This window comes from Candidatus Rokuibacteriota bacterium (assembly GCA_016188005.1).
Classification (GTDB): Bacteria; Methylomirabilota; Methylomirabilia; order Rokubacteriales; family CSP1-6; genus UBA12499.
The window spans coordinates 1-21,713 of record JACPIQ010000055.1 but is presented as its reverse complement, the minus strand read 5'-3'; the positions used below and the strand labels follow the sequence as shown (position 1 = coordinate 21,713).

19 protein-coding genes are annotated in these 21,713 nt (G+C 68.9%); all 19 read right to left on the bottom strand.

Annotation, left to right across the window (positions count from 1 at the left end):
* Positions 1 to 14: 14 nt before the first annotated feature.
* On the bottom strand, positions 15 to 1,670 hold the full coding sequence (locus tag HYV93_10560) for an AMP-binding protein (protein ID MBI2526415.1): 1,656 nt from the start codon (positions 1,668 to 1,670) through the stop codon (positions 15 to 17).
* Between the two features lie 124 nt (positions 1,671 to 1,794).
* The gene (locus HYV93_10555) at positions 1,795 to 2,652 is read right to left on the bottom strand and encodes an ABC transporter permease (protein ID MBI2526414.1); all 858 of its coding nucleotides are present in this window, start codon (positions 2,650 to 2,652) and stop codon (positions 1,795 to 1,797) included.
* Between the two features lie 17 nt (positions 2,653 to 2,669).
* Positions 2,670 to 3,593, bottom strand: a complete 924-nt coding sequence (locus tag HYV93_10550; protein MBI2526413.1) for an ABC transporter permease — start codon at positions 3,591 to 3,593, stop codon at positions 2,670 to 2,672.
* A 39-nt stretch (positions 3,594 to 3,632) separates the two neighbouring features.
* On the bottom strand, positions 3,633 to 5,141 hold the full coding sequence (locus HYV93_10545) for an ABC transporter substrate-binding protein (protein ID MBI2526412.1): 1,509 nt from the start codon (positions 5,139 to 5,141) through the stop codon (positions 3,633 to 3,635).
* Positions 5,138 to 6,715 (bottom strand): sulfurtransferase, encoded by a 1,578-nt coding sequence (locus tag HYV93_10540; protein MBI2526411.1) that lies wholly within the window; start codon positions 6,713 to 6,715, stop codon positions 5,138 to 5,140. Before HYV93_10540 ends, HYV93_10545 begins: the two co-directional genes overlap by 4 nt.
* Before the next feature lie 9 nt (positions 6,716 to 6,724).
* Positions 6,725 to 7,513 carry an SDR family oxidoreductase gene (locus HYV93_10535; protein ID MBI2526410.1) on the bottom strand — a complete coding sequence of 263 codons (789 nt, stop codon included), beginning with the start codon at positions 7,511 to 7,513 and terminating at the stop codon, positions 6,725 to 6,727.
* Positions 7,514 to 7,535: 22 nt separating this feature from the next.
* The gene (locus HYV93_10530; protein MBI2526409.1) at positions 7,536 to 8,723 is read right to left on the bottom strand and encodes an acyl-CoA/acyl-ACP dehydrogenase; all 1,188 of its coding nucleotides are present in this window, start codon (positions 8,721 to 8,723) and stop codon (positions 7,536 to 7,538) included.
* On the bottom strand, positions 8,720 to 9,886 hold the full coding sequence (locus HYV93_10525) for an acyl-CoA/acyl-ACP dehydrogenase (GenBank protein ID MBI2526408.1): 1,167 nt from the start codon (positions 9,884 to 9,886) through the stop codon (positions 8,720 to 8,722). The genes HYV93_10530 and HYV93_10525 overlap by 4 nt, the downstream gene beginning before the upstream one ends.
* Positions 9,883 to 11,253 carry a hypothetical protein gene (locus HYV93_10520; protein MBI2526407.1) on the bottom strand — a complete coding sequence of 457 codons (1,371 nt, stop codon included), beginning with the start codon at positions 11,251 to 11,253 and terminating at the stop codon, positions 9,883 to 9,885. The genes HYV93_10525 and HYV93_10520 overlap by 4 nt, the downstream gene beginning before the upstream one ends.
* 12 nt (positions 11,254 to 11,265) lie before the next feature.
* Entirely contained in the window at positions 11,266 to 12,804 is a 1,539-nt protein-coding gene (locus HYV93_10515) for an ABC transporter substrate-binding protein (protein ID MBI2526406.1), read from the bottom strand.
* 50 nt (positions 12,805 to 12,854) lie between these two features.
* Positions 12,855 to 14,207: an AMP-binding protein gene (locus HYV93_10510; protein ID MBI2526405.1), complete on the bottom strand. Its 1,353-nt coding sequence runs from the start codon at positions 14,205 to 14,207 to the stop codon at positions 12,855 to 12,857.
* A 31-nt stretch (positions 14,208 to 14,238) separates the two neighbouring features.
* Positions 14,239 to 14,805 carry a 2-oxoacid:acceptor oxidoreductase family protein gene (locus HYV93_10505; protein ID MBI2526404.1) on the bottom strand — a complete coding sequence of 189 codons (567 nt, stop codon included), beginning with the start codon at positions 14,803 to 14,805 and terminating at the stop codon, positions 14,239 to 14,241.
* A gap of 1 nt (position 14,806) precedes the next feature.
* Positions 14,807 to 15,559, bottom strand: coding sequence for a 2-oxoglutarate oxidoreductase (locus HYV93_10500; protein ID MBI2526403.1), 753 nt, complete (start codon positions 15,557 to 15,559; stop codon positions 14,807 to 14,809).
* Complete coding sequence (vorB, locus tag HYV93_10495; GenBank protein MBI2526402.1) at positions 15,537 to 16,646, bottom strand: 3-methyl-2-oxobutanoate dehydrogenase subunit VorB; 1,110 nt, start codon at positions 16,644 to 16,646, stop codon at positions 15,537 to 15,539. Before vorB ends, HYV93_10500 begins: the two co-directional genes overlap by 23 nt.
* Entirely contained in the window at positions 16,639 to 16,884 is a 246-nt protein-coding gene (locus HYV93_10490; GenBank protein MBI2526401.1) for a 4Fe-4S dicluster domain-containing protein, read from the bottom strand. The genes vorB and HYV93_10490 overlap by 8 nt, the downstream gene beginning before the upstream one ends.
* Entirely contained in the window at positions 16,884 to 18,275 is a 1,392-nt protein-coding gene (locus tag HYV93_10485; GenBank protein MBI2526400.1) for an MmgE/PrpD family protein, read from the bottom strand. Before HYV93_10485 ends, HYV93_10490 begins: the two co-directional genes overlap by 1 nt.
* Positions 18,272 to 19,030 (bottom strand): IclR family transcriptional regulator, encoded by a 759-nt coding sequence (locus HYV93_10480; GenBank protein ID MBI2526399.1) that lies wholly within the window; start codon positions 19,028 to 19,030, stop codon positions 18,272 to 18,274. Before HYV93_10480 ends, HYV93_10485 begins: the two co-directional genes overlap by 4 nt.
* Before the next feature lie 148 nt (positions 19,031 to 19,178).
* On the bottom strand, positions 19,179 to 20,792 hold the full coding sequence (locus tag HYV93_10475; GenBank protein MBI2526398.1) for a sigma 54-interacting transcriptional regulator: 1,614 nt from the start codon (positions 20,790 to 20,792) through the stop codon (positions 19,179 to 19,181).
* Between the two features lie 236 nt (positions 20,793 to 21,028).
* Positions 21,029 to 21,713: glycyl-radical enzyme activating protein (locus tag HYV93_10470; protein ID MBI2526397.1), on the bottom strand; the 685-nt coding region annotated here is incomplete at its 5' end.

Here is a 21,713-nt window from a genome sequence, read left to right as displayed (position 1 = left end):
TGTGACGTCCACCATCAGGCCCCGCGCCCCAGCTCGTCCAGCAACTGGTCCCTGAGCACGAACTTCTGGATCTTCCCGCTGGCGCTCAGCGGGAACTCCGCGACGAACCGCACGTGGCGTGGAACCTTGAAGGCAGCCAGCCGCGCTCGACAGAACTCGCGGAGCTCCGCCTCCGAGCACTGCTCACCTTGCCGCAGCTGGACGAACGCGGCACCCACCTCCGTGTTCCGGCGGTCGGGAATCCCGACGAGGGCCCCCTGGTGGACGGCGGGGTGCTGGGCGATCACCCTCTCCACCTCCTGGCACGACACGTTGAAGCCTGCGGTCTTGATCATGTCCTTCAGGCGACCGAGGAAGTGAAGATAGCCGTCCGCGTCGAAGCAGCCAAGATCCCCCGAGTGGAGCCAGCCCTCGACATCGATCGTCCGGGCCGTCTCCTCCGGCTTGCCGTAATAGCCCTTCGTCACCACGAAGCCGCGGATGCGGATCTCCCCCGGGGTGCCGGTCGGCACCGGCGTCCCTGTCTCGGGATCCACGATGCGCAGCTCGTAGGCCGCCCGTGGGCGGCCGACGGTCGTCGCCACGCGCTCGAGCCCGTCGCGCCAGGAGCACACGAAGCTCACCCCGTTCGTCGACTCCGTCAGGCCGTACCCGACGCTCACTCCGTCGGCCTTCAACGCCGACAGCATCTCCCCGAGGAACTGAGACTGGAACGGCCCTGGGAACACGCTCAGCCGGCGGAGCGAGGAGGTGTCGTACCGGCCCAGAGCCGGGCTGCCGAGGATGTCAACGAACATGGGCGTCGCCCCGTAGAAGCGGGTGATGCGCTCGGCCTGGATCGTCGCCAGGACTGCTTCGGGCTCGAAGCGATCCAGGATCACCAGGCATCCACCGACATGGAGCATCCCGACGACGCTGTTCATCCCTCCGACGACGTGGACGAACGGGGCGACGACCAGGAGCCGGTCCTCGGCCGTCAGATCCTCCTCGACCACGCGGGCCTCGTACATGTTCCGCGTGATCTGCCCGTGTGTGAGCATCACGCCCTTCGGGAAGGCAGTGGTGCCGGACGTGTAGATGATCAGGGCGACGTCGTCGCTCCTGACCGCGGCCTCGAGCGCGGCGAGCGCCCCCGGCGGCGGCTCGTCGCCGGTGAGCTCCTCGTAGGGGATCATCCCGGGACGGCGGTCCCGCCCGAGACAGATGACGCGCCGCAGGCGCGGCAGCCGCGCCGAGCCAGGAACGCCTCCGGCAGCGCCGCCGAGCTCCGGACAGAGCTCCACCACCATCTTCGCGAAGTCGATCCCGAGAAAACGGTCGACGGTCACCAGCGTCTCGGCATCTGACTGCCGGAGGACGTACTCCGCCTCCTCGAGCGTGTACCGGGTGTTGACCGGCACCGGCACCGCCCCGAGCGTCACCGCCGCCATCTCCACGCTGACCCACTCGGGCCGGTTGGGCATCCAGATCGCCACATGGCTGCCGCGCCGCACCCCGAGCCTGTGCAATCCCCACGCGACCCGACGCACGAGGTCGCGGTGCTCCCGGTACGTCCATCGGGTGCCTCCGCTCACGATCGCCTCGCGGTCGGGGTGACGGGCCACGGTCCGCTCCAGGAGCGCACCCAGCGTCCGTGGAGCGGCATCGGGATGAATGCTCCAGCCCGTCATCCCCCGCCCCTTCTCGCAATCGCCGGCGCGCGGTCGAGGGGGCGGCGCGTCGCGCCGCGAGACCGCCGTTCCCCCTCCCGGGAGAAGGTCTCGAGCCCATGCGCCCAGCGGAGAGGGGCCATGCTCACAGACGACGGAGCCGGGGATCGAGACGGTCGCGGATCCAATCCCCGAGCACGTTGATCGCCAGCACCGTCAACATGATCGCGAGCCCGGGAAACGTCACGATCCACCAGGCGCTCGCGAGATAGGGTCGCCCCTCTGCCACCATCGTTCCCCAGGTCGGCGTGGGGGGTGGCACCCCGACGCCCAGGAACGAGAGCGTCGATTCCAGGATGATCGCCGCCGCCAGCTGCAGGCTGGCGATCACGATCATCGTGTTGACGACGTTCGGGAGGACGTGGCGCAGGAGCAAGCGCGGGGGCGAGCATCCGATGGCACGGGCGGCCGCGAGAAAGTCGCGCTGCAGGACCGACAGCGCCTCACCCCGAACCATCCGGGCGAAATTGGCCCAGTAGAGGAGCCCGATGATCAAGATGACGTTGAGGAGGCTCGGGCCGACCGTCGCGGCCACGGCCAGTGCGATGAGAACCGCCGGCAGCGAGAGTGTCATGTCCGCCAGCCGCATGATCGCGTCGCCCGCCCACCCCGGGAGGACGACCGAGAGAAGCCCGAGAGCGACTCCCAGACACCCTGCCACCCCCACCGAGGCCAGCCCGACCAGCATCGAGATCCGGCTGCCGAAGATCACCCGGGCCAGAACGTCCCTCCCGAGCGGATCCGTCCCCAGGGGGTGGGCCGTGGATGGCAGGGCCAGGGTCGCCCTCAGGTCTTGCCGGGCCGGGGCGGCCGGGGAGACCCACTCGGCGAATGCGGCGCACACGAACACCCCGACGAGCACCGCCACGGCCCAGACCGGCAAGCCCCGCCTCCGCCAGCGACGAAAGTGCCATCCAGCCCGCGGCGGTGTCCCCGGCTGCATCTCGAGCATGGTCGCCATCAGCGCCGGCCGTAGCCTATCCGGGGATCCAGCCGTGCGTAGAGCAGATCAGCCAGCAGATTGACGCCCGTGAACACGGCCCCCATGAACAGCACTGCGGCCTGGACGAGGGGGAAATCGCGCGCGTAGACAGCGTCCACCGCGATCTTCCCGACACCCGGCCACGCAAACACGGTCTCCGTCACCACCGCACCCCGAAGGACCGTCGCCGTCTGGAGGGCCGTGATGGTCAGCACTGGAATCGCCGCGTTGCTGAGGGCGTGCTTCCAGATCACGACGCGATCGGACAGCCCCTTGCTCCGTGCCGTCCGGATGTAGTCGCTGTCCAGGACGTCAAGCATCGCCGAGCGGGTCACCCGCATGATGGAGGCCGCGACGAAGCCTCCCAGGGTGATCGACGGCAGCACCAGGTGGGCGGCGGTGCCGAACCCGGAGGTCGGGAACAACGGCAGGTACAGCGCCAGACCGAGGATCAACAGGATCCCCAGCCAGAACGTCGGCATGCTCTGGCCGATGAGGGCGACCACCTTCCCGACAGCGTCGACGGCGGTCCCCCGCCGGACCGCGGAGAGGACGCCGATCGGCAGCGCGAGGGCCAGGCCGAGCAGCATCGACGACGCCGAGAGCAGCACCGTCGCCGGAAACCGTTCGAGAATGATCCCCAGCGCCGGCCGCTGCCATCGGATCGACTCCCCGAAATCGCCCCGGATGGCCAGGCCGACGAACCGCCAGTACTGGACCGGGAGCGGCGCCGTCAACCCCAGGTGTTCACGCAGACGCTCGATGTCCTCCGCCGTCGCCTCGGGCGGCGCCATGATCTTGACGGGGTCCCCCGTCAGGCGCGCGAGGCCGAACACGATGATGCTGATGCCAACGAGCGTCAGGATCGTCTGGGCCACCCGTTGGAACAGGTAGCGCTGCACGTGCTACCGCGCCAGCTTCAGGAGGTGCAGGTTCAGGTGCTACCCGCTCCCGAGCCCCGGCCGCCATTCCTTCACGCGCGGACCGATACCGAATGGTGACCCGCACCAGAACAGCGAGACCGCCTCAAGCCGCTCGGCCTCCATCCGCGACCACTCCTGGAGCAGGGCGCGGCGCTTGTCGCTGCTCGCCTCGTTGAGCTGGCGGTTGAACAGCCCGTCATAGGCCGGCACCTTGATCTCGTTGGAGAACACGCCCGTCGACGTGAACCAGGCGTCCATCATCAGGCCGCCATCGTCTGGAATGGACGTGACCCCGTAGCTGATCCCCGCCACGGCGTGACTCCTCCAGGCCGAGAGCAACGCGCCGCTCTCGAAGGTCTGACGTCGAAGCCGGAAGCCCACAGCCTCGAGATTGCCCGCGATCGCCTCCAGGACCTGGGGCGTGCTGGGGAGGGCAGCGAAGGATTGCGTGTGGATCACGAAGTCGGCGGGCTGCCCTGGAGTGAACCCGGCCTCCTTCAGCAGCGCCCGAGATCGATCCGGATCATACGGGACCGGCTTGGTCCCCCCCGCATGGCCAAAGGTGGCCGGCGTGAAGTGCTCCGACGCCACCTCGCACACCCCGTTCAGGATGGCGTCCACGATGCCCGGGCGGTCGACGGCATGGGCGACGGACAGGCGGACGCGGCGGTCGTTGAACTCGGGATTCGTCCGCCGGTTGAAGGTCAGGTAGGACGTCCCGGCATGCGGGGCGAGGATCACCTTGAGCGAGGGGTTGCCCCGCACCTCCTTCAGCAGCTGACCCGTGAGCCCCGTGATCATGTCGGCTTCCCCCCGCGTCAGCATCGCGAAGCGCGTGAGCGGCTCACTGACGAGCCGGAGCGTGATCGTCCGGACGTCCCCGCGCGCGCCCCAGTAGTCCGGGGTCGCGGTGAACCGAGTCCACTCCCCCGTCTTCATCTCCTCCAGCCGGAACGGTCCGGTCCCGACCGGCTGCTTCTTGAACGCGGCGGGCCCCACGCGCTCGTAGTAGCGCTTCGGGACGATCGGCTGAATCCCATTCCGCGCGGCAGTGAAGAACGTCGGCCACGGCTTCTTCAGGTGGAACCGTACGTGGTACGGATCGACCACCTGGACTTTCGCGAGTGTCTCCTGGAATCCTTTCCGGTACGAATGGGTGCTCTTCGGCGACAGGATCTGCTCATACGTGAACTGCACGTCCTCCCCCGTGAAGGGGTCACCGTTGTGAAAGCGCACCCCCTTTCGGAGGATGAAGTCCATCGACAGGCCGTTCGCAGCGACCCGCACGTCCGTGGCCAGGGCAGGCTGCTGGCCGTTCGGACCCAGGTTGAACAAGCCGTCGAAGAGCAAGCCCAGGTGCGGATACTCGGAGAGCGCGACCATCTCGAGCGGATCGAAGCGCTGGACGAACTGGTCCTGCGCCACGACGAGCTCGCCGGCAGCGGCCGCGATGCCCCGCTCGGCTGTCCCCGCCGCAAGTGCCACGTTCAGGAGAATCACCGCAACGATCATGTCTGGACGGTTCATGCAGGTCCTCCCTCGGCCAGCGTGAGCTCCCAATCGAGGTACCGGCGCATCGCCTCCCTGTCTCCCTTGATCACACCGAGCAGGGCGATGTCCGTGCGCTCCACCAGCGGGGCAGTCATGCCGATCTCGACCGGCAGGCCCGCGGCACTCCAGGCACGGAGGCCGCCCCCCAGGGCGGCCACATCCGTGCATCCGAGCTCGGAGAGCGCGGCGGCAGCCAGGATCGAGTGCTCGCCGGTCCGGCAGGTGGTGACCAGAGGCGACCTCCGATCGCCGGCGCAGGCTCCGACCTTGAGCTCGAGCCACCCACGCGAGATCCATCGAGCGCCGGGCACGTGCCGCGACTCGTACTGGAGGCTCGTGCCAACGTCCAGGACGAGCGGCGGCTGCGGCGCGGCAAGCCGGCCGGCCAGATCAGCGGGCGCCACGACACTCACCGTGCCGCGCGCGCGCTCCACCTCGGCCGGGACGCTGGACGGCAGTCCTGTCTCCAGGGGCAGTCCTCGCTGACGCCACGCGTGAACCCCTCCGTCCAGCACACGCGCCCCATCGAACCCCATCCGACGGAACCAGTAGGCCGCCATCGCACCGCGGGCAAAGCCGTCGCAGCCGAACACGATCGCGGCGTTCTTCACGGCGACGTAGTCGTCAGCAGCCTGGACCGCCTGCCCGCCCGGAACCGACCGGGCGCCGGGGATATGGCCCTGCGCGTATTCCTCGGCGGAGCGCACGTCGAAGAGGTAGAGCGTCTGCTGGCTGTCCACCTCGCGCAGGGCCAAGAGGGCGTCGACCGACACGCTCGGGACACCCTCCTCGACCGCGAGCCTCCGGGCGACCCGCTCCGCCGCGGCCAGGCTCGCCGCTGACGGCCGCGGTGTCGGTCGTCCCGGACGCGCCTCGAGGAGCAGCCCGGCCAGCCGCCAGCCCATCGTGCCGTTGCGCAGCGCGCAGGCCGCGTGGACCCCGAGTCGCTGGAGCGTGGCGGCGCCGACGATGCTCCGGGTTCGCCCGGCGCAGTGCACCACGACGGTCGTGCCAGCCCGTTCGAGATCATATCCCCGGAGCACCAAGTCGCCATTCGGGACGTTGAGGGCGCCTGGAATACACGAGCGCCGGTGCTCCTCGGGGGTGCGAACATCGAGAATCTCGAGGGAGTCCCCCCGGGCGAGTCGCGCCGCCAGCTCCCGCGGATCGATCTCCGGCACCTTCTCCTCGACGTGGAGCCGCTCGCCGAAGGCCTTGCTCGGGACGTTCACGCCCATGGCGAGCGCGCGCCCGGCGGCGGCCCACGCGGCGACCCCCCCGGCGAGGCTCCGGACACTCCCGTAGCCCATGCGTCCGAGTGTCCGGGCGGCCAGATCTGCGCGGCCATCGGCTCCGTCGCAGAGCACGATCGAGGTGCCGGGCGCCGGGACGAGTTCCCGGACCCTGAACTCGATCTCCCGGCGTGGGAGCGCCGTCGCGCCCGGAATGTGCCCCGCCTCGTATTCCGCCGCATCGCGGACGTCCAGCAGGGCCCACGGGTGGACCCGCCCGAGCAGATCCGCCAGTTCGTCGTACGAGATGGTGTGCATCGGTTCGTCCTAGATCCCGGCGACGCGGCCGCCGTCCACATCGATCACCGCGCCCGTCACGTACGAGGCGAGATCCGATGCCAGGAACAGGGCGACCTGGGCGACCTCGTCCGCCTGCCCGAATCGCCCGAGAGGCACTTCGGCTTCCATCCGCCGCCGCATCGACTCCACCGTCTCGCCGAGCACCCCCGCCCGTTCGCGGATCATGTAGTCGAGCCGTGGCGTCGCGGTCAGCCCAGGGTTGATCCCGTTCACCTGGATGTTGTCGGAGGCCACCAGGCGCGACAGGGCCTTCGTGAAGTTGATCAGGCCGGCGTTCACGACGCCGGACGGCATCATGTGGGAGGTCGGTTGCCTGCCCCCCGTACCGATGATGTTGATGATGCGGCCCGCCCGTCTCTGCTGCATCCCGGGAAGGACCGCCCGGCACACGCGGATGGTGCCCAGGAGCTTCAGGGCGACGGCGGCGTCCCACGCCTCATCGCTGAGCGTGAAGAAGGACCCCCCCGCGGCGGCGCCCGCGTTGTTGACGAGCACGTCGATGCCACCGTGACGCCGCTGGACCTCGCTCAGCAGGCGTGCAATATCGTCGGGCTTCGAGCAGTCCGCGCACACCGCCGAGAGTTGCTGCCCCGTCGCGCGCGCGATCTCGTCGGCCGTCGCCGACAGTGCCTCGGGCCGCCGGGCGCAGATCGCCACGGTCGCGCCGGCCTCTGCGAGACGGGAGGCAATGGCCTTCCCGATTCCCTGGCTCGCCCCGGTGACGAGCGCCACCCGACCGTTCAGCGCAATTCTCATCAGCCCGGCGTTCCTCCTCCGGTCAATCCCGATGGCACGCCCACTCCCGCCCGTACAACTCTTGGCCGACGATGATGAAGTGAATGTCGACGCCGCCACCGGCGGCGCGGGCCCCCGCATGGAACACCATGTCCTGGAGGACGCGCGTGTCGCGCGCGACCGCGTCACCGCCTTCGATCTCGAGCTTCGCCATCATCATCTGGCGCTCGAGGACCTTGGTGAAGAACTGCATCGCGGACGCGGACGCGCTCGCGCTCGCGGCCGTTCCCGCGGGCGCCGTCCCGGCCAGGACCCGCAACGATGCGAGCCGGTACAGTTCCGCGAAGCCGAAATTGTCGATGAGCATGCTCTGGTACCGGGGGACGTCCAGCAGCGGGCGCCCTCCGACGGTCTTCCGCCCCGCCGCGTCGCGTGGCTCCCTGAAGTAGTAAGCGAGGGCCTCCCCGGGCGTCAACCGGTGATCGAGCCCCCGGCGGGACCACACCCGGGCCTTGATGTGGTAGAAGCCTCGATGTGCCTCGCCGAGCAACGCGGTGGGGGGGGCCCAGACGTCTCGCAGGACGACCGTGCCAAGGGTATGCCAGGCCTTGAGGTCGGGCGTGTCCACCGGCACGATCGTCACGCCGGGGGTGTCGACCGGCACCAGGAACAGGCTCATGCCGCGCTTGCCGCCAGCCCCCGGATCCGTGAGCGCGGTGACTATCAGCAGGTCCGCGCCAGGCACGAGGCTGATGTACGCCTTGGTGCCCGTCAGGCGGTAGCCTCCACCCTCGGCCACGGCGGTCGTCCGGATGTTGGCGGCGTCACTGCCGCCCGCTGCTTCCGTCTCCGCAAATGCCAGCATGTGCCGGCCCGACAGCACGTCCTCGAGGATCCGCTGGTGCTCCGGTCTGCCATCATCGAGCAAATGGCCGTAGTTCCGCGCGATTCGCACGAGGTAGGCGCGAGGGCCTTTCCCCGCCCGCGCCAACTCCTCCATCGCAACCTCCTCCCAGATGCCGCTGAGCTCCAGGCCGCCCAGGCGCCGGGGGTAACTGAGTCGCAGATAGCCAAAGGCGGCGAGCTTTCGGTAGCACTCCCAGGCAAGCCGCGGCTCACGTTCCCACTGCGGGATGAACGGAAGGATCTCGTGCTCGACAAACCCGCGACAGCGATCGCGCCACTCGGCGAGCGCCTGGTCGTCGTACAGGCGTTCGGCGGCGAAATTCATACCGATGCCGTCGAGGCAGGTCGCAGGAGCGTCCGGGAGAGCAGCTCGCGGTCCGGGTCATCGCCCCCGGCGAGCAGGAGAAGCGTGACGAAGTCCATGTAGCGACGCCACGCCGGGTGGCCTACCCGGTACGCGCGGCCCGAGCCGAGCTCGACGCAGTATTCCTGGACCTCCTGCCCGAGTTTGCAGTACATGGTCCGGAGCAAGGCGGCGTAGCAGTCCACGTCGAGGCCGGAGCCCGTCACGTGGAGCCGCTGGTCGAGGACCCAGGCGAAGTAGTGGGCCATCATGCGCACCATGCTGAGCTTGAGATAGCCGTCGGTCAGCTTGAACTGGATCGCCTGCCACTTGAGCAATGGCTTGCCGAACGAGCGCTTCCGGCGCGCGTCCTGGACCATGAACGCGACCGCCGCGAGGCCATTGGCGATCTCGATGAGCGTCCCCAGGGCGCGCCAGACAGACGAGAACGCCGCCGAGGTTGCCGTCCACGGGCACACTGGAATCGCCGGAGCGGAGCTGAGGGCGACATCCCCAAAGCCGGCACTCCGGAGGCCTCCAGGGACGATCGGGCTCACGAGACAGCCGCGCTCACCTGCCCGGACCAGGAAGCGGCCGCCCCCCGGCGCCTCGCTGCCGGCTGTGACGACGAGATGCGTGGCGATGGATGCGAACAGGACGTTTCGCTTCGTCCCCGTCAAGCGCATGCCCCGCTCGCCCGCGGTGACTCGCGCTCCCAGCCCGGCCCCGACGGGCGGGCCGACGCTCTGGTCCTCATGGTCTGCCAGCGTCACGACCACGGCACCGGTCTCGACCCCGTCACAGAGCTCCGTCGGCAGGAACGCTCGCAGGAGATTCTGCGCCAGCACGAGCCACGCCACGCTCGCGCTCTCGCGGGCCACTTCGTCCAGCGCCAGGGCAAGGGCGGCCCACCCCTGGCAGGCCCCGTCCGGCAAACGGCGGAGGAGCGAGAACAGGCCACTCTCGGCCAGGGCCCGCACCCCCGCCGCGTCGACCCGACCCGTACGCTCCCAGCTCGTCAGCTGGGGTCCAATGAGCCGGCGGCAGATGGACTGGACCCAGGCCCGGAGCCGACGCTCCTCGTCGCTGAGCTCCGGTGTGAAGGCCAGCTCTGCGCCGATGGCCTGGGAGGCGGCTGGTGTCACACCCCGCGCCTCCCCTCGTCCGGGTATTCGATGAGACGCGACTTCTGCTCGCTCCGCGGCAGCGTGCCAGCGGGAATGAGGGCGATCTCAGGGCGAATCTTCAGGCGGTGGTGCATCTCGTCAGCCAGGGCGGCCGCCAGGCCTCCGCGTTCTTCCTCGCGCACCCCGTCCCCGAACTCCACCCGGAGCCTCAGGGGTGGGGTGACCCTCGGCGAACGGCTCACGAGCATGATCCGAAAGTGCCCCGTCGTCCGCGGGAAGAAGCGCTCGACGACCGCCTTGATCGCCGAGGGAAAGACATTCACCCCCTTCACGATCAGCATGTCATCGACCCGGCCGAGCAGGCGATACCTGATGCCGCGGAATCCGCACACGCATGGCTCAGTGAAGACCTCGGCAAGGTCGCCAGGGCGCCACTTCAAGGCTGGTCGTGCCTCGTGCACCAGGGCCGTGTACAGGTATTCGCCCTGGGCTCCATCGACGATCTCCACCGGCCCGCCCGTCTCCGGATCCCGCAGGTCTTCGGCCCGCACGTGCAGGTCAGGGGCAAGCTCATGCAGGCCGTGGTAGTCCACCCCGGGGCACGAGATGTTCACCGTGCCGAAGACGCCGAACTGAGCGTCGTAGACACGCGCTCCGTACAGCTCCATCATCTTCGCGCGGAACTCCGGCAGGCCGCCGCCCGGCTCTCCTGCCACCAGGATCACCTCGATCCCGAGGTCGCGGACCTCCTTCTTGATCGCCTCCCTCGCTCGCTCCGCGAGGTGCTCAACAAGGGAAGGGGTCCCCATCAGCACCTTGGGCCGCGTGAGGTCTGCCATCCGCAGGATGCGCAGAGCGCCCGCCTCGGCACCGATGGGGATGCACTGGTAGCCCCCGCTCCAGAGCGCATAGACCGCCGGCGGGCCGGGCACGCCCATGCTCATCCCGAAGGCGTTGAGCACGCTGTCGCCCGGCACCACTCCCACCCACGCCATCGCCCGGCGCCAGAGCTCGGTCGTCGTCTCGAGATCCCTGCGCGTGTAGAGATACGTGAAGGTCGGTAAGCCGGTGGTTCCAGAGGTGGAGGAGACAGCCAGGACCTCCCGCGGGTCGACGAGCAGCAGGCTCCCGAAGGTATGGCCGTCCCGGGCGCGGCTCTGCTCTTCCTCGCGCCGCTCATCGTCCTTCGTCACGAGAGCGGGAATCCGGCGGAAGTCTTCCCACGTTCGAACGGTCGAGGGATGGACCTTCAGTTCATCCAGGCGCCGGCGGAACAGGCCTGAGCGCGCATACGCCCGTTCCAGCTGGGTGCGAATCGCGGCCACACGGCGCTCGCGAACCTCGGGATCCCGAACGTCGGGCACCGCGAGGAGCGGGTACGTCATGCTCACCGGCAGCTACCGGCCCGCAAGCTTCAGGCGGTGGAAGTTGACCGGATAGCCCATGCCGAGGCCCGGGCGGTACTCCGCCACGCGTGCTCCAACAGCGAACGGCGCTCCACACCAGAACAGCGGGGCCGATTCGACCCGCTCCGCCTCGAGACGGGCCCACTGCTGGAGCACGCTCAGGCGCCGCTCATTGTTGGGCTCGTTGAGCTGGCGCTTGAACAACTGGTCGTACTCGGGCACCTTGATCTCCCCCCAGAAGTTCCCGGCCGAGTGGAACCAGCCCTCCATCAGCAGGCCGCCGTCGTCAGGGCTCGAGTAGGTGCCGTAGGAGATCCCTCCCACCTTCCGCGCCCGCCATGCGGACAGAAGCGCCCCGGACTCGAACTGTCGCCGCTGCAGGCGGATCCCCACCGCCTCGAGCTGCCCAGCGATCGCCTCCAGGACCTGCGGGACGCTCGGCAACGATGGAAACGGTGTCGTGTGGATCACGAACGGAATCGGCTCCCCCGGGGCGAACCCCGCCTCTTTGAGCAGCGTACGGGACCGCTCAGGGTCGTAGGGGAGAAGGTGCAGCCCCGTGGCATGCCCGAACGTCGCGGGTGTGAAGGGGCTCGGCGATGGCTGACAGACACCCCCGAGAACCGTCTCGGCGATTCCCTTCCGGTCAATGGCATGGGCGATGGCGAGCCGCACCCGGCGGTCATTGAACTCCGGATTCGTGCGGCGGTTGAACATCAGGAACGACGTGCCCGCGAACGGTGTGATGACGATCTTCAGCCCGGGGGTCCGCCGCACCTGTTCCAGGATCGGCCCAGTGACGCCGTCGATGACATCGGCCTCGCCTCGAGCCAGCATCGCCAGTCGAGTGATCGGCTCCGAGACGAGGCGGATGGTCACCGACTTGATCGACGGTGCGGGGCCCCAGTAGTCCGGGTTCACCGCCATCGTCGTGGACTCCCCCAGCCTCACCTCCGAAAACCGGAACGGGCCCGTGCCGACCGGCTTGGTCTGGAATCCCTTCTGGCCAACACGTTCGTAGTAGGCCTTCGGCACGATCGCCTGCAGCGCATTGCGGGCCGCGGTGAAGAACGAGGGCCACGGCTTCTTGAGGTGGAATCGCACGCGATGGGCGTCGAGCACGTCCACGCGGCTCAACGCCTCCTGAAAGCTCTTCCGGTAGGAGTGCGTGCTCTCCGGCGCGATGATCCGCTCGAACGTGAACTTCACATCCTCGGCCGTGAACGCGTCACCATTATGGAACCGGACGCCCTTTCGCAGCGTGAAGTCGATGGTGAGCCCGTTGGCCGCCACACCCCACTCCGTCGCGAGCGCCGGCTCCTTCCCCTCCGGGCCGAGGTTGAAGAGCCCGTCGAACAGCAGCGCGTACTCGGGCACCTCGTTGAGCGACACCATCGACAGCGGGTCCAGCCGCTGCCCGAGCCCCTGAAGGGCCACGACGATCCCGTCGGGCCAGGCGAGCGCAGGCCCTGGCCAGGTCGCGAGCCCTGCAAGAGTCAACAGCGCCGTCACGATCACACGAATTCGCATGCTCTGCCTCCGTGATGGGTGGGGGGTCGCGTCGGCCGCCCTCGGCCCTCCTAGGAGCGCACGATCTCCAGCAGCTTCGCCTTCCACGTTCCTCGTTCCAGGCTATCCGGAGGAAGCAGCTCCACTCGTGGCCTGAAACGAAGACGTGTCTGCAGTGCCCCTTCGATCTCGAGCGCCAGCGGCTCGCGCGCCTCCGGCGGTACCTGCCCGGTATGCTCCACGCGGATGTGCAGCGGGGCCTCCGCGCGGGGGCCCGGTTCCTTCAGCACGATCCGGATCTGTCCGGTCGTCCGGCCCACGAACTCCGAGACGACGGCCTTGATGGCCGATGGGAACACGTTCATCCCGCGGACGATCAGCATCTCGTCACTGCGCCCGATGTACCAGATCCGCAGTCCCGTGCGCCCGCATCCGCACGGCCCCGTCGCGATCCGGACGATGTCGCCGGAGCGGTAGCGCACGAGCGGACAGGCTTCACGCTGCAGATGCGTGAACACGTACTCGCCCTGAGCGCCCTCCGCCATCGCGACGGGCGCGAGAGTGTCCGGATCGATCAGCTCGATGAACCCGAAGTCCGGGGTCAGTTGATGCTTGCCATTCCGGAGGCGACAGTTGGCGAAGATGTTCGGGTGGGCGTCGGTCATGCTCCCGCAGTCGTACACATGGTGCGTCCCCCAGAGGAGCTCCAGCTTGTCCCGGATCGCAGGCAGCTCGAAGCCGGGCTCGCCCCCCCCGCAGATCACCCGCACGCCGAGGCTGCTCGCGGGACGTCCCAGGACCTCGGCAGCCTTCTCCGCCAGGTGCTCGGCGAAGGACGGCGTGCACAGCAGGACCGTGACCTCCAGGTCGCGGATCACCCGAAGGATGCGCTCGGTCCCGCCCTCGGCTCCAGCGGGGATGTTCGTCACGCCCATCCCTTCGACCATCACCGACTGGTTGAACCCCGCCGTCATGGACAGGGAGAAGCAGTTCACGACCCGGTCACCCGGGCGGATGCCCCAGGCCCAGTACTGGCGCGCCCCGTACTCGCCCTGGCGCACGAGGTCCGCCGCGGTGAATGCCTGGTAGACGGGCTTTCCGCTCGTGCCCGCCGTCGACTGCACACGCACGATCCGGTCCAGCGGGGCCGCGAGGTGCAGGCCGAACGGCGGTGCCGCGGCCTGGCTCTCCCGAAGGTCCTGCTTGGCGCTGAATGGCACCCGCTGCAGATCCTTGACGTCCCGCAGGTCCCGCGGATCGAACCCCGCGCGGTCGAACTTGCGCCGGTAGAACTCCGAGCGCGCCGCCACGTACCGAAGCTGGCGGGTCAGCAAACGAAGCTGCAGCTTCGAAAGCGCCTCTGGCGCCAGCGTCTCCACGGCCTCATTCCAGTACGGCGCCGATGGCAGTCGCGAGGCTCTCACCTTGCGCCCCTCGCCCGGAGCCGGTCCGGTCTCATGACCGGCTCGACTCCCCGGGGCCCGTGACAAATGCGGCCCCGCACCGCAGGGCCCGCTCGTTGGCCGCGATCAGCGTCTGGCGATGGGGCGGTAAGGAGACTCTGAGCGCATCCGCCGCCATGTCGAGACTCACCACGCCCGTCCGCGCAATGAGCGCCCCCAGCGCAATCATGCTGACGGCCCGCGGCTCCCCGATCTCCTCCGCGAGCCGAAGGGTCGGCACCGCGAGGACGTGCACGTCGGTCCGGTCTACCCCGCCGTTCACGATCGAGGTGTTCAGGATCAGCACGCCTCCCGTGGACAGCGTCTCCCGGTACTCCTGGCAGGCGCGGGGGCTCATCGCCACCGCCGCCCGTGGATGGGTCCGCCGCGGCGAGCCGATCTCTTCGTCCGGGGGCGCCACGACGACGGTGCAGTCGATCTTTCCACCGCGCATCTCGCTCGAGTAGTCGCAGTACTGCAAGACGTTCTTCCCCTCCAGCGTCGCTGCCTGCGCGAGGACCTGGGTCGCGAGCTGGATGCCCTGCCCGCCGATACCGCCGAACAGGATGTCGAACTCCATGTCAGCGCGCTCGTCCCTCCGGCACCTTGAGCTCACCGAGCGGGGCGGCGGCGATCATGTGCTCCATCCACCGCAGCGCCTCCACGGGCGTGAGATGCCAATCCGTCGGGCAGGCCGATAGGATCTCCAGCACGGAAAAGCCGAGGCCGGCGAGCTGCGTCTCGAACGCCCGTCGGATCGCCATCTTCGTCCGGATCACGTTCGTCGGGAGGTTGAGCGCCGTGCGGGCAACGTACGCAGCGCCCTGCGCCATGGCCAGCATCTCCGTGATGCGCACGGGATGGCCATCGAGCAGGGGATCCCGCCCATCCGGCGTGGTGGTGGTCTTCTGGCCGGGCAATGTCGTCGGCCCCATCTGGCCGCCCGTCATTCCGAAGGTCGCGTTGTTCATGAAACACGTCGAGATCCGCTCCCCGCGGGTGGCCGCGTGGATGACGTCCGCGGCCCCGATGCCGGCGAGGTCACCGTCGCCCTGGACGGTGAAGACCAGGAGCTCCGGGTGCGCCCGCTTGATCCCCGTCGCGACCGAAGGCGCACGCCCGTGGAGGGCCTTGACCGTGTCGAAGTTGAAGACCTGGCGAGAGGCGCTCAGACATCCCGACCCGATGACCGCCACCGCCCGTTCAATCAGCCCCATCTCCTCCACCACTTCTCCGAAGAGGCGCTGGGCGATGCCATGGGTACAGCCGGGACAGTACGCGTAGAGCGCGTCAGTCAGCGCTGCGGGACGATCAAAGACCTTGTGCAGCGCCATGGACCCCCTCCCTGACCGGCAACCCTGCCGCTTCGATCGCCGCGAGGACCTCGTCCGGGGACGGCACGACCCCGCCCTGGCGCCCCAGGAACCGCACGGGAGTCCGTCCACCGACCGCCCGCTCCACGTCCTCGACCATCTGCCCGGTGTTCATCTCCACGGTGAGCACCGCCTCTGCCCGCTGCGCCATCTCGGCAATCGCCGCTGAGGGGAATGGCCACAGGGTGATCGGGCGGATCAGCCCGGCCGCGATGCCACGCTTCCGCGCCTCCCGCACCGCGGTCCTGGTGACCCGCGCGCTCGTGCCGAAGGCGACCACCACGATCCGGGCGTCCTCGGCGAGAAACGAGTCCACCTCCGTCTCGTGGGCCTCGATCTCGTCGTACTTCCGGCGGAGCTCGCGGATGAACGCCTCGAACCCGCCCCAGATCTCGCGCGAGTCGCCACCGAGCCCGGCCTTGTCCTCGGTGTTCACGCGGTTGGGGCGTCGCCCAGCCGCGCCCGTCACTGCCCAGCTCTTGGGCGGGAGGGCAGGCTCCAGCCGCTCCGGAAACGACACTGGCTCGCTGGCGTGTCCCAGGGCCGCGTCGGTGAGCACGACGACCGGCGTTCGGTAGCGGTCCGCCAGCCAGAACGCCTTTCGCGTCAGGTCGGCCGACTCCTGCACCGTCGCGGGCGCGAGAACGATCAGACGGTAGTCACCGTGCCCACCGCCCTTCGTGCACTGGAAATAGTCCCCCTGGGATGGTCCGATGCCGATGGGCGCTCGGGACACGTCGACGATCACGCACGGGAGCTGGAGAAACGCCATCTCCCGGACGCCTTCCTGCATCAGGTCCCAGCCTGGTCCCGAGGTGGCGCTCATGACCCGAGCGCCCGTGGCCGACGCGCCGATGAGCATGTTGATCGCCGAGATCTCGCTCTCCGGCAGCATGCAGGTCCCCCCCACCTGCCGCATCCGGCGCGCCATGTACTCGAGCACCTCGGTGGCGGGGCTGATCGGATACCCCGCAAAGAAGCGACAGCCGGCCACGATCGCCGCCTCGGCCACGACTTCATTGCACATCATCAATCGCCGCTCACCCACGGGAGACCCCCTGCCGGCGAGGCTCACGGTAGACATGAATGGCCAGGTCCGGGCAGATGCGACCGCAGATCTCGCAGCCCGTACACCCGCTCGCGTCGGCCAGCTCCGCGTACCGGTACCCGACGACGTTCACTCTGTCGGACAGGCGGAGCACGCCAGGCGGGCAGAACACGACACAGAGGTCACACCCCTTGCATCGGTCGGCGAACACCTCGACGGTGCCTCGCGCCTTCCGCATCACCGGCCCCTCAGGAGGCCCGCGAGCTCGCGCACGTCCGGGAGCTCATCGAGCGCCGCGACCGTACCGGCCAGCGTCTTCACGTCCGCGACGTCTCGCCCGCCTGCGCCGTCCACCAGCACCCTCACCTTCTCCTCGATCTCGTCATACCGCGGCGGGCGCCTGGGATCCCCGACGGTCCTGATGATCCGCTCCTCGACGCGCTCCCCGGAGGTGAGCTCGACCTGGACCACCGCCGACGACAGAGCATCGGGCGGTATGGCGAGGCCGTCATCTCGTTCGACCTCGATACGGCGAGCCCAGTCGAGCACCTGCGGGTCGGCCAGCGCCGCTGGCGTCAGCTCCGCCGGCGTCAGGCGTCCGCGCACGAGCGCCGCGGCGGTCAGATATGGCAGGCTGAAGAGCGCTTCGGGAGCGCTGGCCGGCGCCCGTTTGCGATCCTCCGGCTGACAGACGGCGACGTAGCTGGCACCCGGCACGCGGACGTGCACCCGGCGAACACTCGTGCTGTCGAACACTCGCTGGCGCTGGAGCGACAAGATCGCCTCGACCGCCCCGTACGCATACTTGCAGGCGGGATAGAACTTGACCGTGAGGTCCTCGACCGCGAAGCGCTCCCCGAGCCCGGCCACCAGGCGCTCCGGAGCGTACTCGCCGCGGTGGTAGACGTTGAAGTACCCGTAATGCCCCTCGAACACCTCTGCGGGCCCACCGACTCCGCGCCAGGCCAGGATGCCTGCCATCACCCCGGCGTGGGCCGCCCAGCCTTGCTGGACGCGGACGGCGGGCACCCCCTCGAGGTTTGGCTGGCGCGTCCCGCCCGCCATGCCGAGCGCCAGCCCCAGCGCGCTCTGCATGGCGCGCTCATCGCAGCCCAGCAAGCGAGCCGCCGCGGCCGCGCTGGCGAAGACACCACAGTGATAGTTGTGCGAGAGGCCCGTCTCGTTGGAATCCCGGTGAGGAGCCATTGACAGCCGCGCCAGCAGATCCACGGCGACGGTCGTCGCGGTCATGAACTCGCGCCCGCTGAGGGGGCGATCGAGCATCTCGGCGACGGCCAGAGCGGTCGGAACGACCGCGACACTGGCATGCGTCTGACCCGGCTCGAAGAGATCGTCCATATCGAGAGCCCGGGCCGCGGTCGCATTGACCATGGCCGCAAAGGGGCTGGCCAGCCGCAGCCGGCGACCGACGACGGTGGCCACCGGGGCACTCCCCATCGGCGTCAGTGACTCCATCAGGAGATCGCACTCGGCAACACCCGCGCCGGCCAACCCGCACCCGAGCGTGTCGAGGATCGAACGCTTCACCGCATCCCCAGCGTGCCGCGACAGGTCCTCGAACCGCGTGCCGACGAGCATCGCGCTCAATCGACGGGTGAGGCCCCTCATGCCGTGTACCCCAGCCGCCTTGAGATATCCCTCGTCGCGGCCCGCAGCAGAGACAACAGCCTGTCCACTGCCGGCTTCCGGGCGCCGGCGTAGAGGGGACCGGAGATGCTGAACGACGCCGCCGCGATTCCGGGCGTATTCAAGATCGGCGCGGCCAGCCCCCAGGCGCCCGGGTTGTATTCGGCCTCGGTGTAGTGGTACCCGCGGGACCGGATCAGGGCCAGTTCCCGGATGATCGCCCGGCGATCGGTCACGGTATGCGGCGTCAGCTTCTCGAGCTTCGCCTGCCCCAGGATGCGATGGGCCTCCTTGTCCGGCAGGTAGGCGAGCAACACCTTGCCCGATGCGCCGGCGTAGATCGGGCTCGTCTCCCCGGCCCGAATCGAAAACTTGATTCCCCTGCCCTCTCGCTCCCGGCTCTCGAGACAGAGACGGGACGCGCCCATGCGCACCGAGAGATAGATCGTCTCGCCCGTCTCGTCCCGCAACCGGTCCATCCAGGGGATGGCGGCGCTTCTGACGTCGAGGGCCGCCTCCGCAACCCGTCCGAGGCGCAGCACACCGGGTCCAAGACCGTAACTCAAGGTCGACGGGTCCTTCACGAGATATCCGCTGCGCAGCAGCCCGTTCAAGAACCGGTACAGCGTGCTGCTGGGCATCTGCGTCAGCTTCGACAGCTCTTCGAAGGTCAACCGCGGCCGATCCACGGTGAATGTCGACAGGACGAGGATGCCCTTGTCGATTGTCTTGCTCACGCGGCCCCCCCACGTTGTGGGAACTGGTTCCCGAGACTTGAGAGCCGCATGCGCGTAAGCTAAGTGCCGCTCTCTGGGAAGTCAACAGGAATCTTGCAGCCGGCCGCGCGCGAGACGGACGCCGAGGGGGTGAGCGAGAGTCGCCTAATTAGCCCTCACCGAGCTTCTTGTAGAGATGCGATCGAGAGATGCCGAGGGCTTCGGCCACCCGCTTCTTGTTGCCGCCATGCCGGGCCAGGGCTTCACGGATGATTGTCGCCTCCACGTCGGCGAGGGCCTGCTTCATGCTCCCCTTCGCCTCGCCTGAGGCGGGGGGAATGCCCGATGCCGCCGCTGGCGTGCCCCGGAAGTCACCTACCGTGAGCTGGCTGGAATCACAGAAGATGAGCGCCTGCTCGACCTCGTGCAGGAGCTGGCGTACGTTCCCGGGCCACGGCTGCTCGCGAAGGTATTCGAACACGCTCGCGTGCACTGACCGGACGGAGGTCTTGTGACGACGCGCGTATCGCTCGAGGAAATTGTGCGTCAGGATCGGGATGTCGCCGACCCGATCACGGAGCGCCGGGAGCTTCAGGGTCACACCGCTGATCCGGTAGTAGAGGTCCAGCCTGAAGCGCCCCTCGCTCACCATGGCCTCGAGGTCACGGTTGCTGGCCGTGATCAGCCGGAAGTTGCTGCGCAGAGGACGGCCGCCTCCCACGCGCTCGAACACGCCTTCCTGGACGACCCTGAGCAGCTTCGCCTGGATGTCCAGCGGCATGTCGCCGATCTCATCGAGGAAGAGCGTGCTTCCATCGGCGAGCTCGAACTTGCCCTTGTGCCCGTGGCGCGATGCGCCAGTGAATGCGCCGGCCTCGTACCCGAACAGCTCGCTCTCGACGAGACTCACCGGGAACACCGTCGAGTTGACCGACACCATCGGGCGGCTTCGCCGCATGCTGAGGTTGTGGATGGCGTGTGCCACGAGCTCCTTGCCGGTCCCACTCTCGCCGACGAGGAGGACGGGGACGTCGATCGGCGCGACCTTCAGGATCATGGCCTTGAGCCGCTGGATCTGCTCGCACTCGCCCTCGATCTCGTCCAGCCCGTACGGGCGGTTCTGGAGGTTGGCGATCTCCCGCTCGTAGTAGGCCACCTGAGCCTTGAGCTGCTCGATCTGGCGGCTGAACTGATGCACCTGCTCGGGCCCCTTGAACATCACCTGGCCGATCGCGCCGATGACTCTCCCGTCGCGGAGGATCGGAATCCGGCTCACGACCCGATTCACCCCGCGCATCTCCTGGATGTGCCCGATCTCGGCCTTGCCCGAGCGCACCGTCTCCGGAAGCCGCGTGTTCTCGATCACCTCCGTGACCGGCTTTCCCACCGCTTCGCCCGGACGGAGCCCGAAGAACCGCTCGTGCACGGGGCTCATGAAGCGGAGGATGCCCTCCGCATCGACCACGGTCATTGCCTCGTACGGGCTGCTGAGCAGGTGGTTCAGGATCTCGAAAGCGAAGTCAACGCCCGTGATGAAGTCGACGAGGGGACTTCGCTCGCTCTCCGGGTGGACGAGGAAGAGCTGTCCGTCACCTGTGGCGAGCCGGAGGACGACATACGCGGCGTCGCCCGCGTGGATCGCGTAGAGCGGGCTCCCGGACGCTGGGGAGCGAACGAGCAACGCAGCCTGGACGGCCGCGAGACCGGCCGATCCCGCCTGGAACCTGACCTGCCCCGCTGCGTCAGTGAGGAGGACGCCTATCGATCTGGTGTCGTCGGCCATCAGCGCGCGCTCGGTCGCGTGCCAGCGCATCCTAGCACGAGCCGCCCCCTGACGACAGCCGAGTGTCCTTGGCCAGCACACCGGGCGGCCGGGATCGTGTCCTCGCCGGCGACATGGCGCCGCCGCGTCTGGTGCCGGCCGGTCAGACGTCAAGGGGTGCCGCCGCGCGCGTGGCCTTCCCCGGCGAGCGGCGCGGAGGCCGCGCGCTCCTCGGCGGCCGGGGCCGCCGGACCCGGTCAGCCGACCCGGGCCGCGACAGTCCGGAGTTCGCGCATCCGCTCCTCTGGCGGCGGGGTGACCCCGCCGAGGGGGTAGCGGCGCCCGAGCTGAGCGTACTTGCCCTCGCCGAAGCCGTGGTAGGCCAGCAGCTCGTACGACCGAACGGTTGGGACCGTGCGGAGGAACTCCGCGATCGCCGCGATGTCCGTCACGGTGTCGTTGAAGCCAGGCACGACGGGCGTCCGGACCACGATCGGCGTGGCGGGAAAGGCGCGCGCGAGCAGGCCGAGATTCTGCAGGATCAGAGTGGTCGGGACGCCGGTGAAGGCCCTGTGCTTGCCCGAGTCCAGGGACTTGACGTCGTAGAGCACGGTCTCCGCGTACCGGCACACCCGCTCGACGTCTTCCCATTCGGCGTGGCCCGTGGTTTCCACCGACGTGCCGATGCCGCGGTCCCGGCACGTCCGGAGCAGGGCCTCCACGAAGCGGCTCTGCTGGCAGGGCTCGCCGCCGCTCACCGTGATCCCACCGGAGGAGCGGGCGTAGAAGACGCTATCCTCTTCCGCGATCCGGACGACCTCCTCGACCGACATGGGCTGGCCGAACAGCCGGAGGGCGCCGGCCGGGCACGCCTCGAGACACTGCCCGCACCGCGTACACCGCCCACGGTCGAGCCGGATCCTTCCGCCCTCCGTGCCGATG

Coding starts and splice junctions, on each gene's coding strand:
- HYV93_10515 (MBI2526406.1), bottom strand. CDS start 12,804: ATGCGAATTCGTGTGATCGTGACGGCGCTGTTGACTCTTGCAGGGCTC.
- HYV93_10475 (MBI2526398.1), bottom strand. CDS start 20,792: ATGGCCGACGACACCAGATCGATAGGCGTCCTCCTCACTGACGCAGCG.
- HYV93_10485 (MBI2526400.1), bottom strand. CDS start 18,275: ATGAGGGGCCTCACCCGTCGATTGAGCGCGATGCTCGTCGGCACGCGG.
- HYV93_10540 (MBI2526411.1), bottom strand. CDS start 6,715: ATGCACACCATCTCGTACGACGAACTGGCGGATCTGCTCGGGCGGGTC.
- HYV93_10545 (MBI2526412.1), bottom strand. CDS start 5,141: ATGAACCGTCCAGACATGATCGTTGCGGTGATTCTCCTGAACGTGGCA.
- HYV93_10500 (MBI2526403.1), bottom strand. CDS start 15,559: ATGGCGCTGCACAAGGTCTTTGATCGTCCCGCAGCGCTGACTGACGCG.
- HYV93_10560 (MBI2526415.1), bottom strand. CDS start 1,670: ATGACGGGCTGGAGCATTCATCCCGATGCCGCTCCACGGACGCTGGGT.
- HYV93_10490 (MBI2526401.1), bottom strand. CDS start 16,884: ATGCGGAAGGCGCGAGGCACCGTCGAGGTGTTCGCCGACCGATGCAAG.
- HYV93_10530 (MBI2526409.1), bottom strand. CDS start 8,723: ATGAATTTCGCCGCCGAACGCCTGTACGACGACCAGGCGCTCGCCGAG.
- HYV93_10520 (MBI2526407.1), bottom strand. CDS start 11,253: ATGACGTACCCGCTCCTCGCGGTGCCCGACGTTCGGGATCCCGAGGTT.
- HYV93_10555 (MBI2526414.1), bottom strand. CDS start 2,652: ATGCAGCCGGGGACACCGCCGCGGGCTGGATGGCACTTTCGTCGCTGG.
- HYV93_10505 (MBI2526404.1), bottom strand. CDS start 14,805: ATGGAGTTCGACATCCTGTTCGGCGGTATCGGCGGGCAGGGCATCCAG.
- HYV93_10535 (MBI2526410.1), bottom strand. CDS start 7,513: ATGAGAATTGCGCTGAACGGTCGGGTGGCGCTCGTCACCGGGGCGAGC.